Raw genomic sequence first — 19,882 nt, forward strand, 5'->3', positions numbered from 1 at the left:
TAACTGCCCCCTGTTGGCGTCGATATCGCAAAATATCTGATGCAGCTTCATTTCATTGATGAGCATACTGGTGAAGTTATCGACAAGCAGATTAAGCGCGACGCGTGACTGAAATACTTCAGTAATCGTGAACCTTGTCTGATTGGCATGGAAGCCTGCGGCGGCTCTCAGTACTGGGCGCGTGAGCTGGAAAAACTGGGGCATAAAGTCATGTTACTCCAGGGTAAGTTCGTCAAGGCCTTCGTGATGGGTAATAAAAATGATGTCATGGATGCCCGAGCTATCTGGATGGCTGTTCAGCAACCAGCTAGAGCAGTCGCTGTAAAAACCGAGGAGTAGCAAGCGGTACCCTGGCTGCAATAAGGCCGGATATAGACCTGCAACCTACCGTCAACGTCAAAACCACGAATGTCTTGCCAACGGGATTGCGTTCATATAGCGCCGCATGGCGGCAATGGCATAGCGCATCAGGCGAAACGCCATGTGCCGGTCGGGAGAGCTCTGATGTTCAATTAACGCGTAAATATAACCGTTTCCTGCGCGCGTCTTTAACGAGTAAAGAATATCCGAATAATAGGCGCGCATCGTTTCCTCAATAAAACTGGCAGACTCCAGACGAAGCGTACTGAGGTCACAAAGTTTATGCAGCGCACGGGGTAAATGACTCTCCAAAAAATCACGCGCGGTTTCGGGATGGGTTAAAAATTGTTTAAACACGGCATCATGCGGTGTCGAGGTGTTCTTTTTATTCATGGCATCCTTTTCCTTCTTTAATGAATAGTCCGCAATCTAGCAGAAAGAAAAATAAAGAAGAGAAAGAAGCGGCAAGGATGCGAGTAGCCTCGGAAAATTATTGAGAGCCAAATAATAGAAAAGCGCCGCAATCGATACTGAGGCGGCGCATGGGCGGTTAGCGGACGATGTCCAGCACCTGCTCTGGCGGTCGTCCGATTCGTGCCTGGCCGTTCGCCACCACAATCGGGCGCTCCATCAGTTTGGGATTTTCTACCATCGCCTGAATCAGTTGCGCCTCCGTCAGATTGCTGTCTGCCAGATTGAGCGCTTTGTAGAGATCGTCTTTCTGGCGCATCAGTTCGCGGGCGCTGGTCATGCCCAGCATTTTCAGCAGTTGACGCAGTGTTGCCGCATCGGCGGGGGTGTCGAGATAAAGCACCACTTCCGGCTCCACGCCGTTGGACTGCAGCAGGCTCAGCGTTTCGCGACTCTTGGAACAACGCGGATTATGGTAGATTTTTACCGCTTCTGACATGACTTCTCCTTGTATCGCTATCCGGGCAAAGGACAGATAATTACATTTTGGTGTAAGGCTTAAAGCGTTCTTGCAGCTGACGCAACTGGTCGATACGGGCATCGTAACGCGCCTGCTGCTGGCTGCCCAGCTTCGCCTGTGAGCTGGCGCTGCTGAGTAATGAGATCGCCTGATCGAGACGGCCCGCCAGCGCGTAGCCTTCCGCGCGGGCCGCAAGCTCTTGATCGCGATGATTCAGCGCAGCTTGCGCCTGGGCAAGAAGATCCCAGCCATTGCTGTCGTCTTTATAATTAAACGTATAGCGGTTGAGGATCGTTGCGGCTTCCTGCGCCTGTCCACCCTGCAGCAGCGCGTTCGCGAGGTTAAGCTGCAGGACAGGGTTCACCCGCAAATCGCGCGCATTTTTCAGACGCGCGATCGCGTCATGGGTTTTCTTCTGTCCGAGGTCGATGTCGGTGGCCAGATCCAGATACCAGGCGTTCCCCGGCTCCGCCGATAACAGCGGCTGGAGCGCTTTGCGCGCTTCATCATATTTACTGCCTTCCATTGCCTGAAGCGCCCGGCCATATTGCGCGGCGCGCTGCTGACGGACGTTGCCTTTCGCCAGTTCATCCAGCAGATCGCTGGTTAACTGGTTGCGTCCGGAATTATACATCCCCAGGGTGCGCACTTTCGCTAAATAGAACGCTTCCGATGATTGCACCACCACCGGACGCATCTGGTTTGCCCGGTTACGGGCGTCAGAAAGTCGGCTTTCCGGTAGGGGGTGGGTTAACAGGATTTCCGGCGGACGGGAGGAGTAGCGCGCCTGGTCGAGCAGTTTCTCCAGGAATGTCGGCATAGCCTGTGGATCGAATCCGGCGCGCTGAAGCACCTGGATCCCTATACGGTCGGCTTCCTGTTCGTTCTGCTGGGTAAAGCTGATCATTCCCTGACGCGTGCCCGCCAGCGTCCCGGTGAGCGCCGCCATCCCCGCCTGCGGGCTGGCCATTGCTAACAATATGGAGCCCAGTGCGCCAACCCAGGTGAGCGGCGCGCTGCGTTTTTGATCTTCCATCGCCCGCGCCAGGTGGCGTTGGGTAACGTGGGAAATTTCGTGCGCCATGACCGAGGCGAGTTGGCTTTCATTATCAGAGTAGCGAAACAGCGCGGAGTGCAGCACGACGTTACCGCCGAAGAAGGCGAATGCGTTGATTTCGTCGTTATTTATCAAAAAGAAATGGAAGGGCGTTTTGACCGAGTCGGCATGGGAAACCAGGCGCATCCCGAGTCCGTTAATGTACTGAACCAACAACGGGTCGTTAATCAACGGCGCGCTGCCGCGCAGCTGGCGCACATAATAATCGCCCATCTGCAATTCCTGCCCGATGGAAAGGGTGCTTGCAGCCGACGTTCCCATGTCCGGCAATGAGTCCGCAGCGTCTGCGAACGCGGGCGCCGCCTGACCGAGGGTCAGTGCGGCAATGAGGGTAGCCACCAGGTTTTTCTTAAACTGCCTGAACATAACCTCTGTCCTGTTTTCTTTGAGATAGTCATTTGACCGATGCCGGGCAGTATCGTTCCCGCTCTGCCTGCAAGGGCAGTGTAGCGGTGAAACCTGCGGATGAATACCCTGCACAAATGACTTTTCAGTTTCCTGAATCAGTCATAAAAAGCGAAGTCTTTTTTGTGACATTTCGATACAATTCGGGATCGCAATCCCGCTAATGAGGTTCAGGGAAGGTTTTATGCTCGAAATGTTGATGCAATGGTATCGCCGTCGCTTTAGCGACCCGGAGGCGATTGCTTTGCTGGTGATCCTGGTTGCCGGGTTCGGCATCCTTTTCTTTTTTAGCGGATTACTGGCTCCGCTGCTGGTGTCTATCGTGCTGGCCTATTTACTCGAGTGGCCGACCGTCCGCCTGGAGAAGATCGGCTGTTCACGCCGCTGGGCGACGTCGATTGTGCTGGTACTGTTTGTAGGCATTTTACTGCTTATGGCGTTTGTGGTGATGCCGGTGGCCTGGCAGCAGGGGATATACCTGATCCGCGACATGCCCGGCATGTTGAATAAACTCTCTGATTTCGCCGCGACATTGCCACGTCGTTATCCTGCATTAATGGATGCGGGCATCATTGACGCCATGGCGGAAAACATGCGTACCCGCATGCTGACGATGGGCGATTCCGTAGTGAAATACTCACTGGCGTCTCTGGTTGGCCTGCTGACCCTGGCGGTTTATCTGGTGCTGGTGCCGCTGATGGTGTTTTTCCTGCTGAAGGACAAAGAGCAGATGCTGAATGCGGTGCGCCGGGTACTACCGCGCAACCGTGGGCTGGCGGGGCAGGTCTGGAAAGAGATGAATCAGCAAATCACCAACTACATCCGCGGGAAAGTGCTGGAAATGGTGGTGGTGGGTGTGGCGACCTGGCTGGGCTTCCTGCTGTTTGGCCTGAACTATTCGCTGCTGCTGGCGGTGCTGGTCGGCTTTTCGGTTCTTATCCCCTATATCGGCGCCTTCGTGGTGACGATCCCGGTAGTGGGCGTGGCGCTGTTTCAGTTTGGTCTGGGGACCGAGTTCTGGAGCTGTTTCGCGGTTTATTTGATCATCCAGGCGCTTGACGGCAACCTGCTGGTGCCGGTTTTGTTCTCTGAAGCGGTGAATCTGCACCCGTTGGTGATCATTCTCTCCGTGGTCATTTTTGGCGGGCTGTGGGGTTTCTGGGGCGTTTTCTTCGCGATTCCGTTAGCGACTTTAATTAAAGCGGTGGTCCATGCCTGGCCTGATGCGCAGCGCGTTGACGCAGCGTAACTCTTTTCATCCGGTAACGTTCTGTTACCGGATTGCTTCTCCCCTCTAAATGTTTTCTGAATATACCGCCACGCTGTCGTTTTTCTTCCTTTTTGTCTTTAACGTGACCCGGGTGATGAATTTTTGTCACGCATGGAAAAGACCGACAGGAGAAAAAAATGGGTCACAACACACACACGCAACAGAAACCGGGGTGGGGCGGTTATCTCGCCTTTTTCATTACGATTCTCTTTTTTTCAGGGATGTTTGCGAAAAGCACGGAATGGTGGCGGGTTTTCGATTTTACCGTGCTCAACGGCACGTTTGGTCAGATCAACGCGGCGGGAGATAAAGCCCTCTCGTTTCGCGGGATCGGTGGAACGGGAGCAAAAGACGGATTTCTTTTCGCCCTCGAACTCGCGCCGTCGGTCATTCTGTCGTTAGGGATTATTTCGGTGACGGAAGGGCTGGGTGGCCTGCGCGCCGCCCAACAGTTGATGACGCCCGTTCTGCGTCCTTTACTGGGGATTCCAGGGATTTGCTCGCTGGCGTTGATTGCGAACCTGCAAAATACCGACGCTGCGGCAGGGATGACCAAAGAAATGGCGGAAGAGGGGCTCATTACCGGGCAGGAGCGCGCGATTTTCGCCACCTGGCAAACCAGCGGTAGCGCCTGCATAACCAATTATTTTTCTTCTGGCGCAGCGCTGTTCACCATGATTACCGTGCCGGTCATTACCCCGCTGGCGGTGATTCTGGTCTTTAAGTTTGTCGGCGCGAATCTGTTAAGGCTGTGGATATCGCTGCTGGAAAATCGTCGTCTGCAACGGGAGGTCTGAGATGAGCGCGCAGGTACGTAAAAATGTCATGGATATGTTTATCGACGGCGCGCGGCGCGGTTTTACCATCGCCACTACCAGCCTTCTTCCCAACGTGGTGATGGCGTTTGTCATTATCCAGGCGCTGACGGTGACAGGACTGCTTGATATCGTTGGCCGCGTCTGCGAGCCGGTGATGGCGCTCTGGGGCTTGCCAGGCGAGTCTGCCACCGTACTGCTGGCTGCGGTAATGAGCATGGGCGGTGGCGTAGGCGTTTGCGCGAGCCTGGTGGTGGCGGGATCGCTGACGGGGCATGACGCGACCGTCCTTTTACCTGCGATCTACCTGATGGGCAACCCGGTACAAAACGTCGGACGCTGTCTCGGGACAGCGGGTGTCGATCCGCGGTATTATCCGCACATCATCGCCGTGTGCGTGATTAACGCGCTGGTGTCGATCTGGGTCATGCAACTTATTGTTTAACAAGGAAGGTTATGAACTGTTCAATTCTGAACCTGACGCTGTTTCAGCGTGGACATGTCTACGCCCCTGACGATCTTGGCGTACAGGATATTCTCGTCGCCAGCGGCAAAATCGTGGCGATTGCTCCCACTATCGCGCCGGGCGATTTTCCTGGCTGCCAGTGTATTGATCTGGCAGGCGCCGTTGACTGCCCGGGTTTTATCGACCAGCATGTGCACCTGATTGGCGGCGGAGGCGAAGCGGGGCCTCATACCCGTACGCCGGAAGTGCGTTTGTCGCGGCTGGTGGAGGCCGGGATCACGTCCGTAGTCGGGTTACTGGGGACTGATGGGATAACCCGTCATCCGGAGTCGCTCCTCGCGAAGACCCGCGCGCTGGAAACGGAAGGTATCAGCGCGTGGATGCTCACCGGCGCCTACTCGCTGCCCTCTCCGACCCTCACCGGCAGCGTCGATCGTGACGTGGCGCTGATCGATAAGGTCATTGGGGTGAAGTGCGCGATTTCCGATCACCGCTCGTCTGCCCCGGACGCCGCCGCGCTGGCCAATATGGCCGCACAGGCGCGCGTCGGCGGACTGCTGGGGCAGAAAGCGGGCGTGAGCGTGTTTCATATGGGCAGTAGCCCCAGGATGCTCGAGCCGTTGTATGAGATCCTCGCGAATGCCGATGTGCCCATAACAAAACTCCTGCCAACACATGTTAACCGCGCCGAGTCGCTGTTCCATGCGGCGATGGAATATGCGCACGACGGTGGCTATATCGACATCACCAGCAGCATTGATGAGCCTGTCGATCCCGCCACGGCGATCGTTACCGCGCTACAGAACGATGTTCCGTTGTCGCGTCTCACTCTCAGTTCAGACGGTAACGGCAGCCAGCCGGAGTTTGATGAAAACGGCAATCTGATCGGTATCGGCGTGGCGGGATTCGACTCGCTGGCACAGACGCTGCGCCAGTTAGTCACTATTCATCATCTGCCGCTGGAGCAGGCGTTGTGCCCGCTTACGCGTACGGTGGCCGAATTCCTGGGCCTTGCCCATAAAGGCCGGTTAGCGGTCGGATGCGACGCTGATATTCTGGTGCTTAATGAAGCGCTGGAAGTGACACATCTGTGGGCGAAAGGCAAAGTCATGGTGCGGGACAAAAAAGCGTGCGTAAAAGGCACGTTTGAGTAAAACGCGTGGCAGCCGGCCTACAAAAGATAGCCTGTAGGCCGGTAACGGTCAGGCGTTTTCTTTCAGCCAGTTCAGCACGACATCGTGGTGATTGCTGGTTTTGAAGTCGTCGAAAACATGTTCAACTTTACCGTCTGCGTCGATCAAAAAGCTGATGCGGTGAATACCGTCATAGGTTTTCCCCATAAAGGATTTCTCACCCCAGACGCCAAACTGTTCGCAAACCTGATGATCTTCGTCAGACAGCAGGGTAAAGTTCAGCAGTTCTTTTTCGGCAAAACGGGAAAGTTTTTCGGGTTTGTCGGTGCTGATACCCAGCACATCCACGCCCGCCTTTTTCAACTCATCCATGTTATCGCGTAGGCCGCAGGCCTGAACGGTACAGCCCGGCGTCATGGCTTTCGGATAGAAATAGACCAGAACACGCTGTCCCTGGAAGTCGGTCAAATTTACTTGTTCCCCGTCTTGATCCGGCAAGCTAAATTTCGGTGCGATGTCACCGGCTTTCAGTGGATTCATTACTTAACTCCATCCTGTTCATCATGTTGTGAATAATTAACAACGTTAATACTGCCTTGTGCATTGAGTTCTGTACATAGGGCTTTAAACGCCTGCTCGATATTTTCCGCATCGTGTGATGCCGGACTGTGCGCCGTAATCTGCACGTGCAGCTGCGCAGGCGTTTCATTTTCAGCGGGTTGCGTGCGCGAAACCAGTTCCGCAATGTTCATTTGATGGCTATCAAACAGGGCTGTAAAACGCTCAATTAAATGAGGTGAATCCGGCACATCGACCTGAACCCATACTGTGGCGGGCATCGGCGGACGAGGACGGGCAGTGGTGCGCTTCATCACTATCAATAAATCCAGCTCTGCGCCTTTTAACGGCAAGGTCGATTCGATCAGGGTGATGGCATTCCAGCTACCGGACAGCAGCATGATAAACGTAAACTCCTCACCCAGCATGGCCAGTCGGCTGTCTTCAATATTGCAGCCACAACTGCTCACATGACGGGTGATCGTGTTCACAATTCCCGGGCGATCGGCACCCAGCGCAGTAATAACCAAATAATGTTGCGATGAAGGTGTCAAACCTGTTCTTCCTTTGATAGGTGGGGTAATCATAAGGAAAGCATAAAAAAAACCGGCATACAACAACCAGAAGGGCTCTGGTCACTTGCTTTTATTACCGTACCAAACGTACCATTGAGACACTTGTTTGCACAGAGGATGGCCCATGTTCACGGGAAGTATTGTCGCGCTTGTTACGCCGATGGATGAGAAAGGTAATGTCTGCCGGTCAAGCCTGAAAAAACTGATTGATTATCATGTCGCCAGCGGCACCTCGGCGATCGTTTCTGTGGGTACCACCGGCGAATCCGCTACGCTGAGCCATGATGAACATGGCGACGTGGTGATGATGACCCTGGAGTTAGCCGATGGCCGTATCCCGGTGATTGCCGGAACGGGCGCCAATGCGACCGCAGAAGCCATTAGTCTGACGCAGCGTTTCAATGACAGCGGAATTGTCGGCTGCCTGACGGTGACGCCGTATTATAACCGTCCGACGCAGGAAGGGTTGTTCCAGCATTTCAAAGCCATCGCGGAACATACTGACCTGCCACAAATTCTGTATAATGTGCCATCCCGTACCGGCTGCGATATGTTGCCGGAAACCGTAGGCCGTCTGGCGGAATTGAAAAATATTGTCGCCATTAAAGAGGCCACGGGGAACTTAAGTCGCGTTCATCAGATCAAAGAGCGGGTTTCTGACGATTTTCTGCTGCTTAGTGGCGACGATGCGACCGCGATGGACTTTATGCAGTTAGGCGGTCATGGCGTAATCTCCGTTACCTCTAACGTCGCCGCGCGCGACATGGCGGAAATGTGCAAGCTGGCGGCGGAAGGGCGTTTTGCCGAGGCGCGGGCGATCAACCAGCGTCTGATGCCGTTACACAACAAACTGTTTGTCGAACCCAACCCGATCCCAGTGAAATGGGCATGTAAGGCGTTGGGCCTTGTGGCGACCGATACGCTGCGCCTGCCAATGACGCCGATCACGGACAAAGGTCGTGACATCGTCGAAGCGGCGCTTAAGCACGCCGGTTTGCTGTAAAGTTTAGGGAGATTTGATGGCTTACTCAGTACAAAAGTCGCGCCTGGCCAGGGTTGCGGGTGTTTCGCTTGTTTTGCTGCTCGCTGCCTGTAGTTCTGATTCGCGCTACAAGCGCCAGGTGAGCGGTGATGAATCCTATCTGGATGCCGCGCCGCTTGCTGAACTCCATGCTCCAGCAGGTATGATTCTGCCGGTGACCACGGGTGACTATAACATTCCGGTGACCAACGGCAGCGGCGCTGTCGGTAAAGCGCTGGACATCCGTCCGCCTGCTCAGCCGCTGGCGCTGGTTAGCGGGGCGCGTACCCAGTTTGCTGGCGATACCGCAACGCTGCTGGTGGAAAACGGACGCGGTAATACGCTGTGGCCGCAGGTCGTTAGCGTGATTCAGTCTAAAAACTACACGATTGAAAAGCGTGACGACGCCAGCCAGACCCTGACAACCGACTGGGTTGAATGGAACCGTCTTGATGAAGACCAGCAGTACCGTGGCCGTTATCAGATTTCGGTGAAACCGCAGGGCTATCAGCAGGCGGTGATGGTGAAACTGGTTAACCTGGAACAGGCGGGTAAGCCGGTTGCTGACGCCGCTTCACTGCAACGTTACAGCGCGGAAATGATGAACGTTATTTCCGCAGGTCTTGATAAGACCGCGAATGACGCCGCGAACGCCGCGCAGAACCGCTCCGCCGCTACTATGGATGTGCAGAGCGCCGCGGATGAGACCGGTTTACCGATGCTGGTCGTGCGTGGTCCGTTCAACGTTGTCTGGCAGCGTCTGCCCGCCGCGCTGGAGAAGGCAGGCATGAAGGTTACCGACAGCACCCGCTCTCAGGGCAGCATGGCGGTGACGTACAAACCGCTGTCTGATAGCGACTGGCGTGAGCTGGGCGCAAGCGATCCGGGCCTGGCGTCCGGCGACTATAAGCTGCAGGTCGGTGACTTAGACAACCGCAGCAGCATGCAGTTTATCGATCCGAAGGGGCATACCCTGACGCAGAGCCAGAACGACGCGCTGGTGGCCGTCTTCCAGGCAGCGTTTAGCAAGTAAAAATACAGGGCTGGAGAAATCCGGCCCTTTTTATTTTCGTGCTACGCAAACGTGTGCGTGGCATAATGTTTCCCGTTTCGACTACAAATTCACACCCAGGAGTATTGAAGATGCAAAAGCAAGCTGAGTTGTATCGTGGTAAAGCGAAGACCGTATACAGCACGGAAAACCCGGATCTGTTGGTGCTCGAATTCCGCAATGATACGTCAGCAGGGGATGGCGCGCGCATTGAACAGTTTGATCGTAAGGGCATGGTGAACAACAAGTTCAACCACTTTATCATGACCAAACTGGCAGAGGCCGGTATCCCGACGCAAATGGAGCGCCTGCTCTCAGACACCGAATGTCTGGTAAAAAAACTGGATATGGTGCCGGTAGAGTGCGTGGTGCGTAACCGTGCTGCTGGCTCTCTGGTCAAACGCCTGGGTATTGAAGAAGGCATCGAACTGAATCCGCCACTGTTCGATCTGTTTCTGAAAAATGATGCGATGCACGATCCGATGGTGAACGATTCTTACTGCGAAACCTTCGGCTGGGTGAGCAAAGAGAACCTGGCGCGCATGAAAGAGTTGACCTACAAAGCCAATGACGTGCTGAAGAAGTTGTTTGATGACGCAGGTCTGATCCTTGTCGACTTCAAGCTGGAGTTTGGTCTGTACAAAGGTGAAGTGGTGCTCGGTGATGAATTCTCGCCGGACGGCAGCCGTCTGTGGGATAAAGAGACCCTCGACAAGATGGACAAGGACCGTTTCCGTCAGAGCCTGGGCGGCCTGATTGAAGCCTACGAAACCGTTGCGCGTCGTCTGGGCGTGAATCTCGACTAACAGACCCGGCGGGCCGGGGCTTTTTCTCCGGCTCGCTTGCGCTTTCCAGTGGTAATCTTGTGCTGAACCGCCTACGATCATCATCATAATGAATTAGAGAGATGAGGTGATTATGCGCTGGCAAGGGCGACGTGAAAGTGACAATGTGGAAGACCGACGCAGCCGTTCTGGCGGCGGCCCGTCTCTGGGCGGTCCGGGTTTTCGTTTGCCGAGCGGAAAAGGCGGTCTGGTTCTGCTGATTGTCGTTCTGGTCGCAGGCTATTATGGGGTCGACCTGACGGGCTTAATGACCGGGCAGCCGGTTTCGCAGCAACAATCTTCACGCTCCATCAGTCCAAACGACGATGAAGCGGCCAAGTTTACCTCCGTGATTCTGGCGACAACGGAAGACACCTGGGGGCAGCAGTTTGAAAAAATGGGGCGTACCTACCAGCAGCCTAAGCTGGTGATGTACCGCGGCGCTACGCGCACCGGATGCGGCACCGGGCAGTCCATTATGGGACCGTTCTACTGTCCGGCGGACGGTACGGTCTATATCGATCTTTCCTTCTATGACGAAATGAAAAACAAGCTGGGCGCGGACGGCGATTTCGCTCAGGGCTACGTTATTGCGCATGAAGTCGGTCACCATATCCAGAAACTGTTAGGCATTGAGCCAAAAGTTCGCCAGCTGCAGCAAAATGCCTCGCAGGCGGAAGTTAACCGTCTTTCCGTGAGAATGGAACTGCAGGCTGACTGCTTTGCGGGCGTCTGGGGTCACAACATGCAGCAGCAGGGCGTACTGGAGGCTGGCGATTTGCAAGAAGCGCTGAATGCCGCCGAAGCCATTGGCGACGATCGTCTGCAGCAACAAAGCCAGGGACGCGTGGTACCGGACAGCTTCACTCACGGCACGTCTGAACAGCGCTACACCTGGTTTAAACGCGGCTTCGACAGCGGCGATCCGGCGCAGTGTAATACCTTCGGCAAAGCGCTCTGATTGCAGAGGCAGGGATGTCCGACGTTATGACGCTGAATGCGCTCACCGCGCAGTTGGCGCGCGAGGGGATCCGCCGCCTGCTGGTGCTGAGCGGCGAGAATGACTGGTGCCGGGAACAGGCGTTGCGCCTGCGGGCACAGCTTCCCGGCGACTGGCTCTGGGTTTCGGACGATGCGCCCTCGGCGCCCTGCTGTTTGCCGCAGGCGCTGCAAACCCTGCTGGGTCGAGAATTCCGTCATGCGGTTTTTGATGCGCGTCAGGGGCTGGATGCGGCGGCGTTCGCAGCCTTAAGCGGTACGCTGCGCGCGGGAAGCTGGCTGGTCCTGTTGGTTCCGCCGCTGGCGCGTTGGTCCACGCAACCGGATGCGGATTCGCTTCGCTGGAGCGACTGCGCTCAGCCCATCCCGACGCCCAATTTTGTTCGCCATTTCTGCCATGTCCTCCTCTCTGACGGGGAGACGCTATGCTGGCAGCAACATCAGCCGTTTACCGTCCCGCATTTTCCGCAGCGTCCTGCGTGGCAGCCTGCCAGCGGTGAGCCGTTGCCGGAACAAGCCGCCCTTCTGGCGAAACTGTCAACGATGCCGGAAGGCATTGCCGCCGCGATCGCCGCCCGCGGTCGCGGCAAGTCCGCCCTGGCGGGCCAACTGATTGCGCGTATTGCCGGGACGGCGATCGTCACCGCGCCTGCGAAAGCGGCAACGGACGTGCTGGCGCAGTTTGCTGGCGATAAATTCTGCTTTTACTCACCGGATGCGCTGCTGGCAGCCGACGTACGCGCCGACTGGCTGATCGTGGACGAAGCGGCCGCGATCCCCGCGCCGCTCCTGCACCGCCTTGTATCGCGTTTCCCCCGCGTCTTATTGACCACCACCGTTCAGGGCTACGAAGGCACCGGACGCGGATTTTTGCTTAAGTTTTGCGCCAGTTTTCCGACGCTTCAACGCTTCGAACTCCAGCACCCCGTTCGCTGGGCCAAAGGGTGCCCGCTGGAGAAAACCGTCAGCGACGCGCTGGTATTTGACGATGACGATTTTGCCACTTTGCCGCAGGGTGACGTAACCATCACCCCTTTTGAGCAAAAAAGCTGGCGAACGCGCCCGGCGCTACCGCTGGCGGCTTACCGGCTGCTTTCCGGCGCGCACTATCGTACCTCGCCGTTGGACCTGCGCCGGATGATGGATGCGCCGGGGCAGCATTTTTTTCAGGCTAGCTGCGCCGGACAAACCGTTGGCGCGCTATGGCTGGTGGATGAAGGCGGGCTGAGCGGTGAACTCAGCCAGGCCGTCTGGGCGGGTTACCGTCGGCCTCGCGGAAATCTCGTGGCGCAGTCGCTGGCGGCGCACGGCGGCGATCCGCTGGCCGCCACGCTGACCGGTCGTCGTGTCAGCCGGATAGCCATACATCCCGGTCGGCAGGGGGAGGGTATTGGTCAGCAACTGATTGCCCAGGCCCATCATGCCCCCTGTGATTACCTTTCCGTTAGCTTTGGCTACACGCCGCTGCTTTGGCGTTTCTGGCAGCGCTGCGGCTTCATTCTGGTCCGCATGGGGAATCACAAAGAAGCCAGCAGCGGCTGTTACGCCGCGATGGCGATACTGCCGTTAACGGCGGCTGGAAAACGACTCGCGAATGAGGAACATGGGCGTTTACGCCGCGATGCGGAAGTCCTTAGTCAATGGAATGGCGAGACGATTCCGGTAGACCCCCTCAAAACGTCTACGCTTAATGAAGATGACTGGCGCGCCCTGTCTGGTTTTGCCTTTGCTCACCGGCCATTGCTCACCTCGCTTGGCTGTCTGAACCGCCTGTTGGCCTCCTGTACGCTGCCACTCCCGGCGCTGCGGGGCGGCATACAGGATCGACATAGCGACGCGCAGTTGTGCGGCGCACTGAGGCTTTCCGGGCGCAAAGCGTTATTGAAGCAACAACGGGACGAGGCGGCGCAGGCGCTTGCCGCGTTAGATGATGAACGTTGCCGGCGGTACCGCGATCGCATTGTGCAATGGCAATTTTTTCACTAACTCCTTCAATTTTCTGGCATGGTCATTGCGATTGGGGGGCGTAGAATTGACACCCTAAGCTAAGGAGAATGCCATGAAACATGATCATTTTGTTGTTCAACGTCCGGGCAAACCTGCGCAGCAGCTGTTGCTCCTGTTTCATGGCGTTGGAGATAATCCGGTCGCAATGGGCGAGATCGGCTCATGGTTTGCACCCGTCTTTCCGGACGCGCTGGTGGTGAGCGTGGGCGGCATCGAGCCGAGCGGCACAGCGTCGGGACGGCAATGGTTCTCGGTGGACGGGGTGACCGAGGAAAATCGCCAGGCGCGGATAAATGCCGTGATGCCTGCCTTTATTGACACTGTGCGCGAGTGGCAACAGCAGAGCGGCGTCGGAGCTAACGCCACGGCGCTGATCGGTTTTTCGCAGGGGGCGATCATGGCGCTTGAAAGCATCAAGGCTGAGCCAGGCCTGGCTTCCCGCGTGATTGCGTTCAATGGCCGCTACGCCAGCTTGCCGGAAACGGCAACCACCGCGACGACTATCCATCTGATTCATGGCGGTGAAGATCGGGTAATTGAGCTTTCCCATGCGGTGGCGGCGCAAGACGCGCTGCAACGTGCGGGCGGCGACGTGACGTTGGATATCGTGGACGATCTGGGACATGCGATAGACGATCGCAGCATGCAGTTTGCGCTCGACCATTTACGCTACACCGTGCCGAAGCACTATTTTGATGAAGCACTCAGCGGCGGGACGCCAAAGGATGACGATATCATCGAGATGATGTAAGTCGGAAGCATAGTCAGGAGCGGAAAAAAGCGAAATGATGTTTTCCGCCTGGGCGATGAAATGGCCGGAAGGCAACGTCGCCTTTTCCGGCCCCTTTCAGTCCATAATGGGGTTATTTCTTCGGTTGGTCTTTCTTCGGCCAGTCGTCCTCATCATCCCACTTATCGTTGAAATCACGATGCGGGGGAAGCTCCGGCTTGTTGGCGAGAAATTTTTTATGGTCTACGCGCTTGAGATCTTTTATCACGTTCAGCAGTACGCCTACCAGAAACACCAGTACCAGAATCCACCAATATTTAGCCAGCCAGTCCATGCGCTTTACCTCTTAACGGAACATCGTCAGGCGACGAGTTGTTCCATGATACGTTGATACATACGGGCAAGCAGTTGCAGATCGGCGGCGTTTACACATTCATTGATTTTATGAATCGTGGCATTCACCGGGCCAAGCTCCACCACCTGCGCCCCCATGCGGGCAATAAATCGTCCGTCGGATGTCCCGCCCGTGGTCAGTAACTGCGGTTTAATTTCATTATAGTGCTCAATGGCATTCACCACCGCATCCACCAGCTTCCCGCGCGCCGTCAGGAACGGCTGGCCGGAGAGCCACCAGTCGACGGTATAACGCAACTGATGTTTGTCCAGCAGGGCATGAACCCGCTCTTTGATCATCTCATCGGTCAGCTCAGTGCTGAAGCGGAAGTTAAACTGCACAAACAGCTCGCCGGGGATCACATTGTTGCTGCCGGTTCCCGCCTGGATATTGGCGATCTGCATACTGGTGGCCGGGAAGAAATCATTGCCCCGATCCCATTCAATGCCCACCAGTTCGTTGAGCATCGGCGCGGCGCGGTGCACCGGGTTATCCGCCAGATGCGGATAGGCCACGTGTCCTTGCACGCCATGAATCGTCAGGTTACCGGTCAGAGAACCGCGGCGGCCGTTTTTGACGACGTCGCCTACCACTTCGGTGCTCGACGGCTCGCCCACCAGACAATAGTCGAGGCGCTCATTGCGCGCCATCAGCGCTTCCACCACCTTGACGGTGCCGTTCTTCGCGCTGGCTTCTTCATCGGAGGTGATCAGAAACGCCAGGCGTCCTTTGTGGTTGGGATGCTGCGCAACGAAACGTTCTGCCGCCACCACCATGGCCGCCAGCGAACCTTTCATATCCGCCGCGCCGCGACCAAACAACATACCGTCACGAATTGTCGGTTCGAAGGGCGGGTTGATCCAGCGGTCGGCATCACCCGCAGGCACTACATCGGTGTGACCGGCAAACGCTAACGTCTCGCCCTGACCGCGCCATGCCCAAAAATTCTGTGTATCCGCAAAATCCATACGCTCAACGGTAAAACCGATGGCGCGCAGGCGTTCAATCATCAACGCCTGACATCCCGCATCGTCCGGGCTAAGGGAAGGGCGGCGAATAAGCTGCTGTGTCAGCTCAATAACCGGGCACGACATAGACTACACCTCGTCAAAAAACTGCTGATAACTGGATTCACTAAAACCCAGCAGCATAGGCTTCCCGGGCGCGCAGAGCAATGGGCGTTTGATGATTGCCGGCATTTCCAGCATTAAGGCGGTGGCTGCTGCGGCATCGGTAATGGCATTGCGTGTGGCTTCATCGAGTTTACGCCAGGTGGTGCCGCGAGTATTCAACAACGCTTCCCAGCCCAGTTCTTCGATAAACGTAGTAAGTAGCGCGGGATCCAGGCCGTCTACGCGGTAGTCATGAAAGCGATAATCCCGGTTTTGCGCCTCCAGCCAGCGGCGGGCTTTTTTAATGGTATCGCAGTTTTTGATGCCGTAAAGGGTAATCATTTGCATCCTTATTATCGTAAACTGATTTTTTAATCAGTAATAATGTTGTGACTGATAATATGATTTGTCATGTAATGGTGATCAGAAAATATATCATTGTTGAAGGAGTGTGAATAATAATTCTCCTGATCTGCGCCGGATCGATGTTTATCGCGATTCGGAATTTACCTCTTGCATCCGGCTGTTTTTTAATCAAAATAAACGCTGCCGATAATAAGGTATGATTGTTTCAAAATATTGCAGTAAGTCACATAAAATTTATGGGTTCAGCGCCATGATGTTTACATCACTTCACGGTCTCCCCGGAGGATGTAATCACAGCAATCGGCTAATTTAACTTCACCCGGCGTGAAGGTGTTTTGTAGAATACCCATAATAAGAAGCAGAGGTCGTTATGATTGAACGTGAACTGGGGAACTGGAAAGACTTTATCGAAGTTATGCTTCGTAAATAAAATTCTGGAAAGGCATCCAAATAACAGAACAGATCGTGTGAGACGCATCACACTGAAAAGGCGACCCGTTGGCAGGTCGCCTTTTTGTTTGTTTATTCCGGACGCGGCTTCAACGGGAAGCGTCGGCGCACCAGCACGAAAAACAGCGGTACGAAGTAGATAGCCAGAATTGTTGCCGAGAGCATCCCGCCCATCACGCCGGTACCGACCGCATGCTGACCCCCCGAGCCTGCGCCGTTGCTGATCGCCATCGGCAGTACGCCGAAGATAAAAGCCAGCGAGGTCATCAGGATAGGTCGCAAGCGCTGGCGACAGGCATGCAGCGTGGCCTCCAGCAGATCGTGGCCTTTTTCGTTCATCTCATTGGCGAATTCCACAATAAGAATGGCGTTTTTCGCTGACAAACCAATCACCGTCAACAGTCCTACCTGGAAATAGACATCGTTTTCCAGACCGCGCATCCAGGTGGCGAGCAGGGCGCCAATCACCCCCAACGGCACCACCAGCATCACCGAGAACGGCACAGACCAGCTTTCATACAGCGCCGCCAGGCACAGGAATACCACCAGCAGCGAAATGGCGTAAAGGGCGGGCGCTTGTGCGCCGGACAGCCGTTCCTGATACGACATCGCGGTCCACTCAAGCCCAAATCCGGTTGGAAGCTGGCGTACCAGCGACTCCATCACGTCCATCGCCGTACCGGTGCTGACGCCAGGCGCCGCCTCGCCGACGATTTCAACGGCGGAGTAGCCATTATAGCGCTCCAGTCGCGGCGAGCCCGTTTCCCAGCGCGAGGTGGCGAAGGCCGAGAAGGGCACCATGCCGCCGCTGTTGTTGCGCACGTACCACAGATTGATGTCTTCCGGCAGCATACGGTATTTCGCCGCCGCCTGAACATACACCTTTTTTACGCGCCCGCGGTCCATAAAGTCGTTGACGTAGCTCGACCCCCAGGCCGTTTGTAACGTATCGTTGATGTCATCAATAGAGACGCCTAGCGCCTGAGCTTTGCGCTGGTCGATATCGATCTGCAACTGCGGGCTGTCGTCCAGACCGTTGTGGCGTACGCGAGTCAACTGGTTGTCGCTCGCCGCAAGCCGCAACAACTGGTCGCGCGCGGCCATCAGGGCATCGTGACCGGCCCCGGCGTGATCCTGCAACTCCATGTCGAAACCCGCAGAGCTGCCCAGGCCGCTGATAGCCGGCGGGCTGCTGGCAAACACCCGCGCCTCTTTAATCTGGTTAAACGCTTTGGTCGCGCGCTCGATAATGGCAAACGATGTGCCGGTCGTGGTGTTGCGCTCGTCCCAGTCTTTTAAACGAATAAACATTCGCGCCACGTTCTGGCCGTTGCCGCCGGGGCCGGAGCCGACGGTGGCAAACACGGACTGGACGTTCTCTTTTTCGTGGGTAAAGAAGTATTTTTCGACCTGCTGTACCACTTTCAGGGTTTGTTGCTGCGTGGAACCGCTCGGCAACTGCACCGAGGTGATGAACATCCCACGATCCTCGAGCGGCAGGAAGGAGGTCGGCAGACGCAGAAACAGCACCACCATTCCCCCGAGCAGCAGCACGTAAATCAACATCCAGCGCAGGCTGCGGTGAAGGATCTTCGCCACGCCTTTTTCGTAGCGCTCGGCGTTACGGTTAAAGGTGCGGTTAAACCAGCCGAAGAAGCCTGTCTGCCCGTGATGCTCCCCTTTATGCAGCGGTTTTAGCAGCGTGGCGCACAGGGCAGGGGTGAGGATCATCGCCACCAGCACCGACAGCACCATCGCCGCGACAATCGTAATGGAGAACTGGCGGTAGATTGCCCCGGTCGTGCCGCCGAAGAATGCCATTGGCACAAATACCGCCGAGAGCACCATCGCGATACCGACCAGCGCCCCCTGAATTTGTCCCATCGACTTACGCGTCGCTTCACGCGGGGAAAGTCCCTCTTCGCTCATGATGCGTTCGACGTTCTCCACCACCACAATGGCATCATCGACCAGCAGGCCGATAGCCAGCACCATCGCGAACATCGTCAGGGTGTTGATACTGTAGCCAAAGGCGTAAAGTACCGAGAAGGTCCCCATCAATACCACCGGTACGGCGATGGTGGGGATCAGTGTGGCGCGGAAATTTTGCAGGAACAGATACATCACGAGGAACACCAGCGCGATGGCCTCCAGCAGCGTTTTCACCACATCTTCGATTGAGGCCTTCACGAAGGAGGTGGTTTCATAGGCGACCTTATATTCCAGCCCGTGCGGAAAATACTGCGCCAGTTCATCCAGCCGCGCGAGCACCTGGGTCGCTGTCGCCATTTCATTCGCGCCAGAGGCCAGTTTTACCCCCAACCCGGAGGCCGCATGGCCGTTAAAGCGGCTGAGATAATCATACTTTTCCGCCCCCATTTCGACGGTGGCGACGTCTCCCAGCGTCACTTCCGAGCCATCCTGATTCACCCGCAGCGTAATGGCGCGGAACTGTTCGGGGGTTTGCAGTAGCGACTGGGCGTTAATGGTGGCGTTCAGCGCCTGAGTATCAATGGAAGGCGTACCGCCGAGCTGACCCACCGCAATCTGCGCGTTTTGCGATTCAATGGCGTCGGTCACATCTTTCGCGGTCATCTGGTAGCTGTTGAGTTTGGCGGGATCCAGCCAGATACGCATTGAATATGGCGAACCGTAAGCATCAATATCGCCCACGCCGTTAACCCGGCTTAGCGGGTCCTGGATATTACTGGCGACGTAGTCCGCGATGTCCTGCTTATCCATTGAGCCGTCGGTGGAGACGAAGGCGATAGTCAGAATGTTGGTGTCCCCGGTTTTACGCACGGTTACGCCCTGATTCTGCACCGCCTGCGGCAGCTTACGCATGGCCGACTGCAGCTGGTTTTGCACCTGCTGAACCGCCTCATCCGGATCGGTTCCGGCGACAAAGCTCAGCGTCACCGAGGCCTGGCCGGTCCCGCTGCTTTGTGATGACATGTACATCAAATTGTCGAGGCCGGTCATGTTCTGCTCAATGACCTGGGTAACGGTGTTCTCAAGCGTTTGCGCGGATGCGCCCGGATAGTTAGCGGTGATGCGCACGTTAGGCGGCGCAAGGTCCGGATACTGCTCAATAGGCAAAGAAAAAATAGCCAGGGTTCCTGTCAGGCACAACAGGATAGCCAGCACCCAGGCAAAAATGGGGCGATCGATAAAGAAATTCGCCATCAGAAAGAGGACCTCATTTTTCTTGATAACTTATCGGTGTGATGTGCTTCACTGTAGCGGCAAGGCACAAACCAAACGTGGAGAAAAAAAGGAGATAATGTAAATTATCATG

General features: G+C 56.0%; 19 protein-coding genes and 2 pseudogenes. 12 read left to right on the plus strand and 9 right to left on the minus strand.

Annotated features, from left to right (window positions below; all coding sequences use genetic code 11):
• Nucleotides 1-39: 39 nt before the first annotated feature.
• Nucleotides 40-336 (plus strand): annotated as a pseudogene (locus JY391_RS06595) (IS110 family transposase); the annotation flags it as partial.
• 90 nt (nt 337-426) lie between these two features.
• On the opposite strand, the pseudogene JY391_RS06600 reads toward JY391_RS06595, so the two are convergent.
• From JY391_RS06600 to bepA, 3 genes and pseudogenes are all read right to left on the minus strand, one after another.
• Nucleotides 427-753: pseudogene (locus JY391_RS06600) on the minus strand (Rpn family recombination-promoting nuclease/putative transposase); the annotation flags it as partial.
• 157 nt (nt 754-910) lie between these two features.
• A complete protein-coding gene (gene arsC / locus JY391_RS06605) occupies nt 911-1,270 on the minus strand; it encodes an arsenate reductase (glutaredoxin) (protein ID WP_042290924.1) in 360 nt (119 codons plus the stop codon).
• A 40-nt stretch (nt 1,271-1,310) separates the two neighbouring features.
• The gene (gene bepA, locus JY391_RS06610) at nt 1,311-2,774 is read right to left on the minus strand and encodes a beta-barrel assembly-enhancing protease (protein WP_060570523.1); all 1,464 of its coding nucleotides are present in this window, start codon (nt 2,772-2,774) and stop codon (nt 1,311-1,313) included.
• A 223-nt stretch (nt 2,775-2,997) separates the two neighbouring features.
• On the opposite strand from bepA, the gene JY391_RS06615 reads away from it, so the two are divergent.
• From JY391_RS06615 to iadA, 4 genes are all read left to right on the plus strand, one after another.
• Entirely contained in the window at nt 2,998-4,062 is a 1,065-nt protein-coding gene (locus JY391_RS06615; RefSeq protein WP_042290921.1) for an AI-2E family transporter, read from the plus strand.
• 158 nt (nt 4,063-4,220) lie between these two features.
• On the plus strand, nt 4,221-4,880 hold the full coding sequence (locus tag JY391_RS06620) for a nucleoside recognition domain-containing protein (RefSeq protein WP_060570525.1): 660 nt from the start codon (nt 4,221-4,223) through the stop codon (nt 4,878-4,880).
• A 1-nt stretch (nt 4,881) separates the two neighbouring features.
• Nucleotides 4,882-5,343: a YjiG family protein gene (locus JY391_RS06625; protein ID WP_060570528.1), complete on the plus strand. Its 462-nt coding sequence runs from the start codon at nt 4,882-4,884 to the stop codon at nt 5,341-5,343.
• An 11-nt stretch (nt 5,344-5,354) separates the two neighbouring features.
• Nucleotides 5,355-6,518 carry a beta-aspartyl-peptidase gene (gene iadA, locus JY391_RS06630; protein WP_211935432.1) on the plus strand — a complete coding sequence of 388 codons (1,164 nt, stop codon included), beginning with the start codon at nt 5,355-5,357 and terminating at the stop codon, nt 6,516-6,518.
• 48 nt (nt 6,519-6,566) lie between these two features.
• Here iadA and bcp read toward each other — a convergent pair whose 3' ends face one another.
• Both bcp and JY391_RS06640 read right to left on the minus strand, forming a co-directional pair.
• Entirely contained in the window at nt 6,567-7,037 is a 471-nt protein-coding gene (bcp, locus tag JY391_RS06635) for a thioredoxin-dependent thiol peroxidase (RefSeq protein ID WP_012906615.1), read from the minus strand.
• Nucleotides 7,037-7,609 carry a glycine cleavage system transcriptional repressor gene (locus tag JY391_RS06640; RefSeq protein ID WP_042290914.1) on the minus strand — a complete coding sequence of 191 codons (573 nt, stop codon included), beginning with the start codon at nt 7,607-7,609 and terminating at the stop codon, nt 7,037-7,039. Before JY391_RS06640 ends, bcp begins: the two co-directional genes overlap by 1 nt.
• 145 nt (nt 7,610-7,754) lie before the next feature.
• On the opposite strand from JY391_RS06640, the gene dapA reads away from it, so the two are divergent.
• From dapA to ypfH, 6 genes are all read left to right on the plus strand, one after another.
• Entirely contained in the window at nt 7,755-8,633 is an 879-nt protein-coding gene (gene dapA / locus JY391_RS06645; RefSeq protein ID WP_181822768.1) for a 4-hydroxy-tetrahydrodipicolinate synthase, read from the plus strand.
• A 16-nt stretch (nt 8,634-8,649) separates the two neighbouring features.
• Nucleotides 8,650-9,684, plus strand: a complete 1,035-nt coding sequence (gene bamC, locus JY391_RS06650) for an outer membrane protein assembly factor BamC (RefSeq protein WP_042290912.1) — start codon at nt 8,650-8,652, stop codon at nt 9,682-9,684.
• Between the two features lie 110 nt (nt 9,685-9,794).
• Nucleotides 9,795-10,508, plus strand: coding sequence for a phosphoribosylaminoimidazolesuccinocarboxamide synthase (purC, locus tag JY391_RS06655; RefSeq protein ID WP_042290911.1), 714 nt, complete (start codon nt 9,795-9,797; stop codon nt 10,506-10,508).
• A 112-nt stretch (nt 10,509-10,620) separates the two neighbouring features.
• Nucleotides 10,621-11,487, plus strand: coding sequence for a KPN_02809 family neutral zinc metallopeptidase (ypfJ, locus tag JY391_RS06660; RefSeq protein WP_181822769.1), 867 nt, complete (start codon nt 10,621-10,623; stop codon nt 11,485-11,487).
• A gap of 14 nt (nt 11,488-11,501) precedes the next feature.
• On the plus strand, nt 11,502-13,511 hold the full coding sequence (locus JY391_RS06665) for a tRNA(Met) cytidine acetyltransferase TmcA (RefSeq protein WP_211935433.1): 2,010 nt from the start codon (nt 11,502-11,504) through the stop codon (nt 13,509-13,511).
• A 73-nt stretch (nt 13,512-13,584) separates the two neighbouring features.
• On the plus strand, nt 13,585-14,283 hold the full coding sequence (gene ypfH, locus JY391_RS06670) for an esterase (protein ID WP_042290906.1): 699 nt from the start codon (nt 13,585-13,587) through the stop codon (nt 14,281-14,283).
• A 112-nt stretch (nt 14,284-14,395) separates the two neighbouring features.
• On the opposite strand, the gene JY391_RS06675 is transcribed toward ypfH, so the two are convergent.
• The 3 genes from JY391_RS06675 to JY391_RS06685 are packed head-to-tail and all read right to left on the minus strand — an operon-like array spanning nt 14,396 to nt 16,110.
• Complete coding sequence (locus JY391_RS06675; RefSeq protein ID WP_042290905.1) at nt 14,396-14,596, minus strand: YpfN family protein; 201 nt, start codon at nt 14,594-14,596, stop codon at nt 14,396-14,398.
• Between the two features lie 26 nt (nt 14,597-14,622).
• Nucleotides 14,623-15,750: a succinyl-diaminopimelate desuccinylase gene (gene dapE, locus JY391_RS06680; protein ID WP_211935434.1), complete on the minus strand. Its 1,128-nt coding sequence runs from the start codon at nt 15,748-15,750 to the stop codon at nt 14,623-14,625.
• A gap of 3 nt (nt 15,751-15,753) precedes the next feature.
• On the minus strand, nt 15,754-16,110 hold the full coding sequence (locus JY391_RS06685) for an ArsC family reductase (RefSeq protein ID WP_042290901.1): 357 nt from the start codon (nt 16,108-16,110) through the stop codon (nt 15,754-15,756).
• Between the two features lie 394 nt (nt 16,111-16,504).
• Between JY391_RS06685 and ypfM the strand changes: the two genes are divergently transcribed.
• Entirely contained in the window at nt 16,505-16,564 is a 60-nt protein-coding gene (gene ypfM / locus JY391_RS06690) for a protein YpfM (protein WP_001386977.1), read from the plus strand.
• Nucleotides 16,565-16,656: 92 nt separating this feature from the next.
• Here the strand turns inward: ypfM and acrD are convergent, their stop codons facing one another.
• Entirely contained in the window at nt 16,657-19,770 is a 3,114-nt protein-coding gene (gene acrD / locus JY391_RS06695) for a multidrug efflux RND transporter permease AcrD (RefSeq protein WP_211935435.1), read from the minus strand.
• Nucleotides 19,771-19,882 lie beyond the last annotated feature (112 nt).

The sequence above is a fragment of the Citrobacter sedlakii genome, from assembly GCF_018128425.1.
Taxonomy (GTDB): Bacteria; Pseudomonadota; Gammaproteobacteria; order Enterobacterales; family Enterobacteriaceae; genus Citrobacter_A; species Citrobacter_A sedlakii.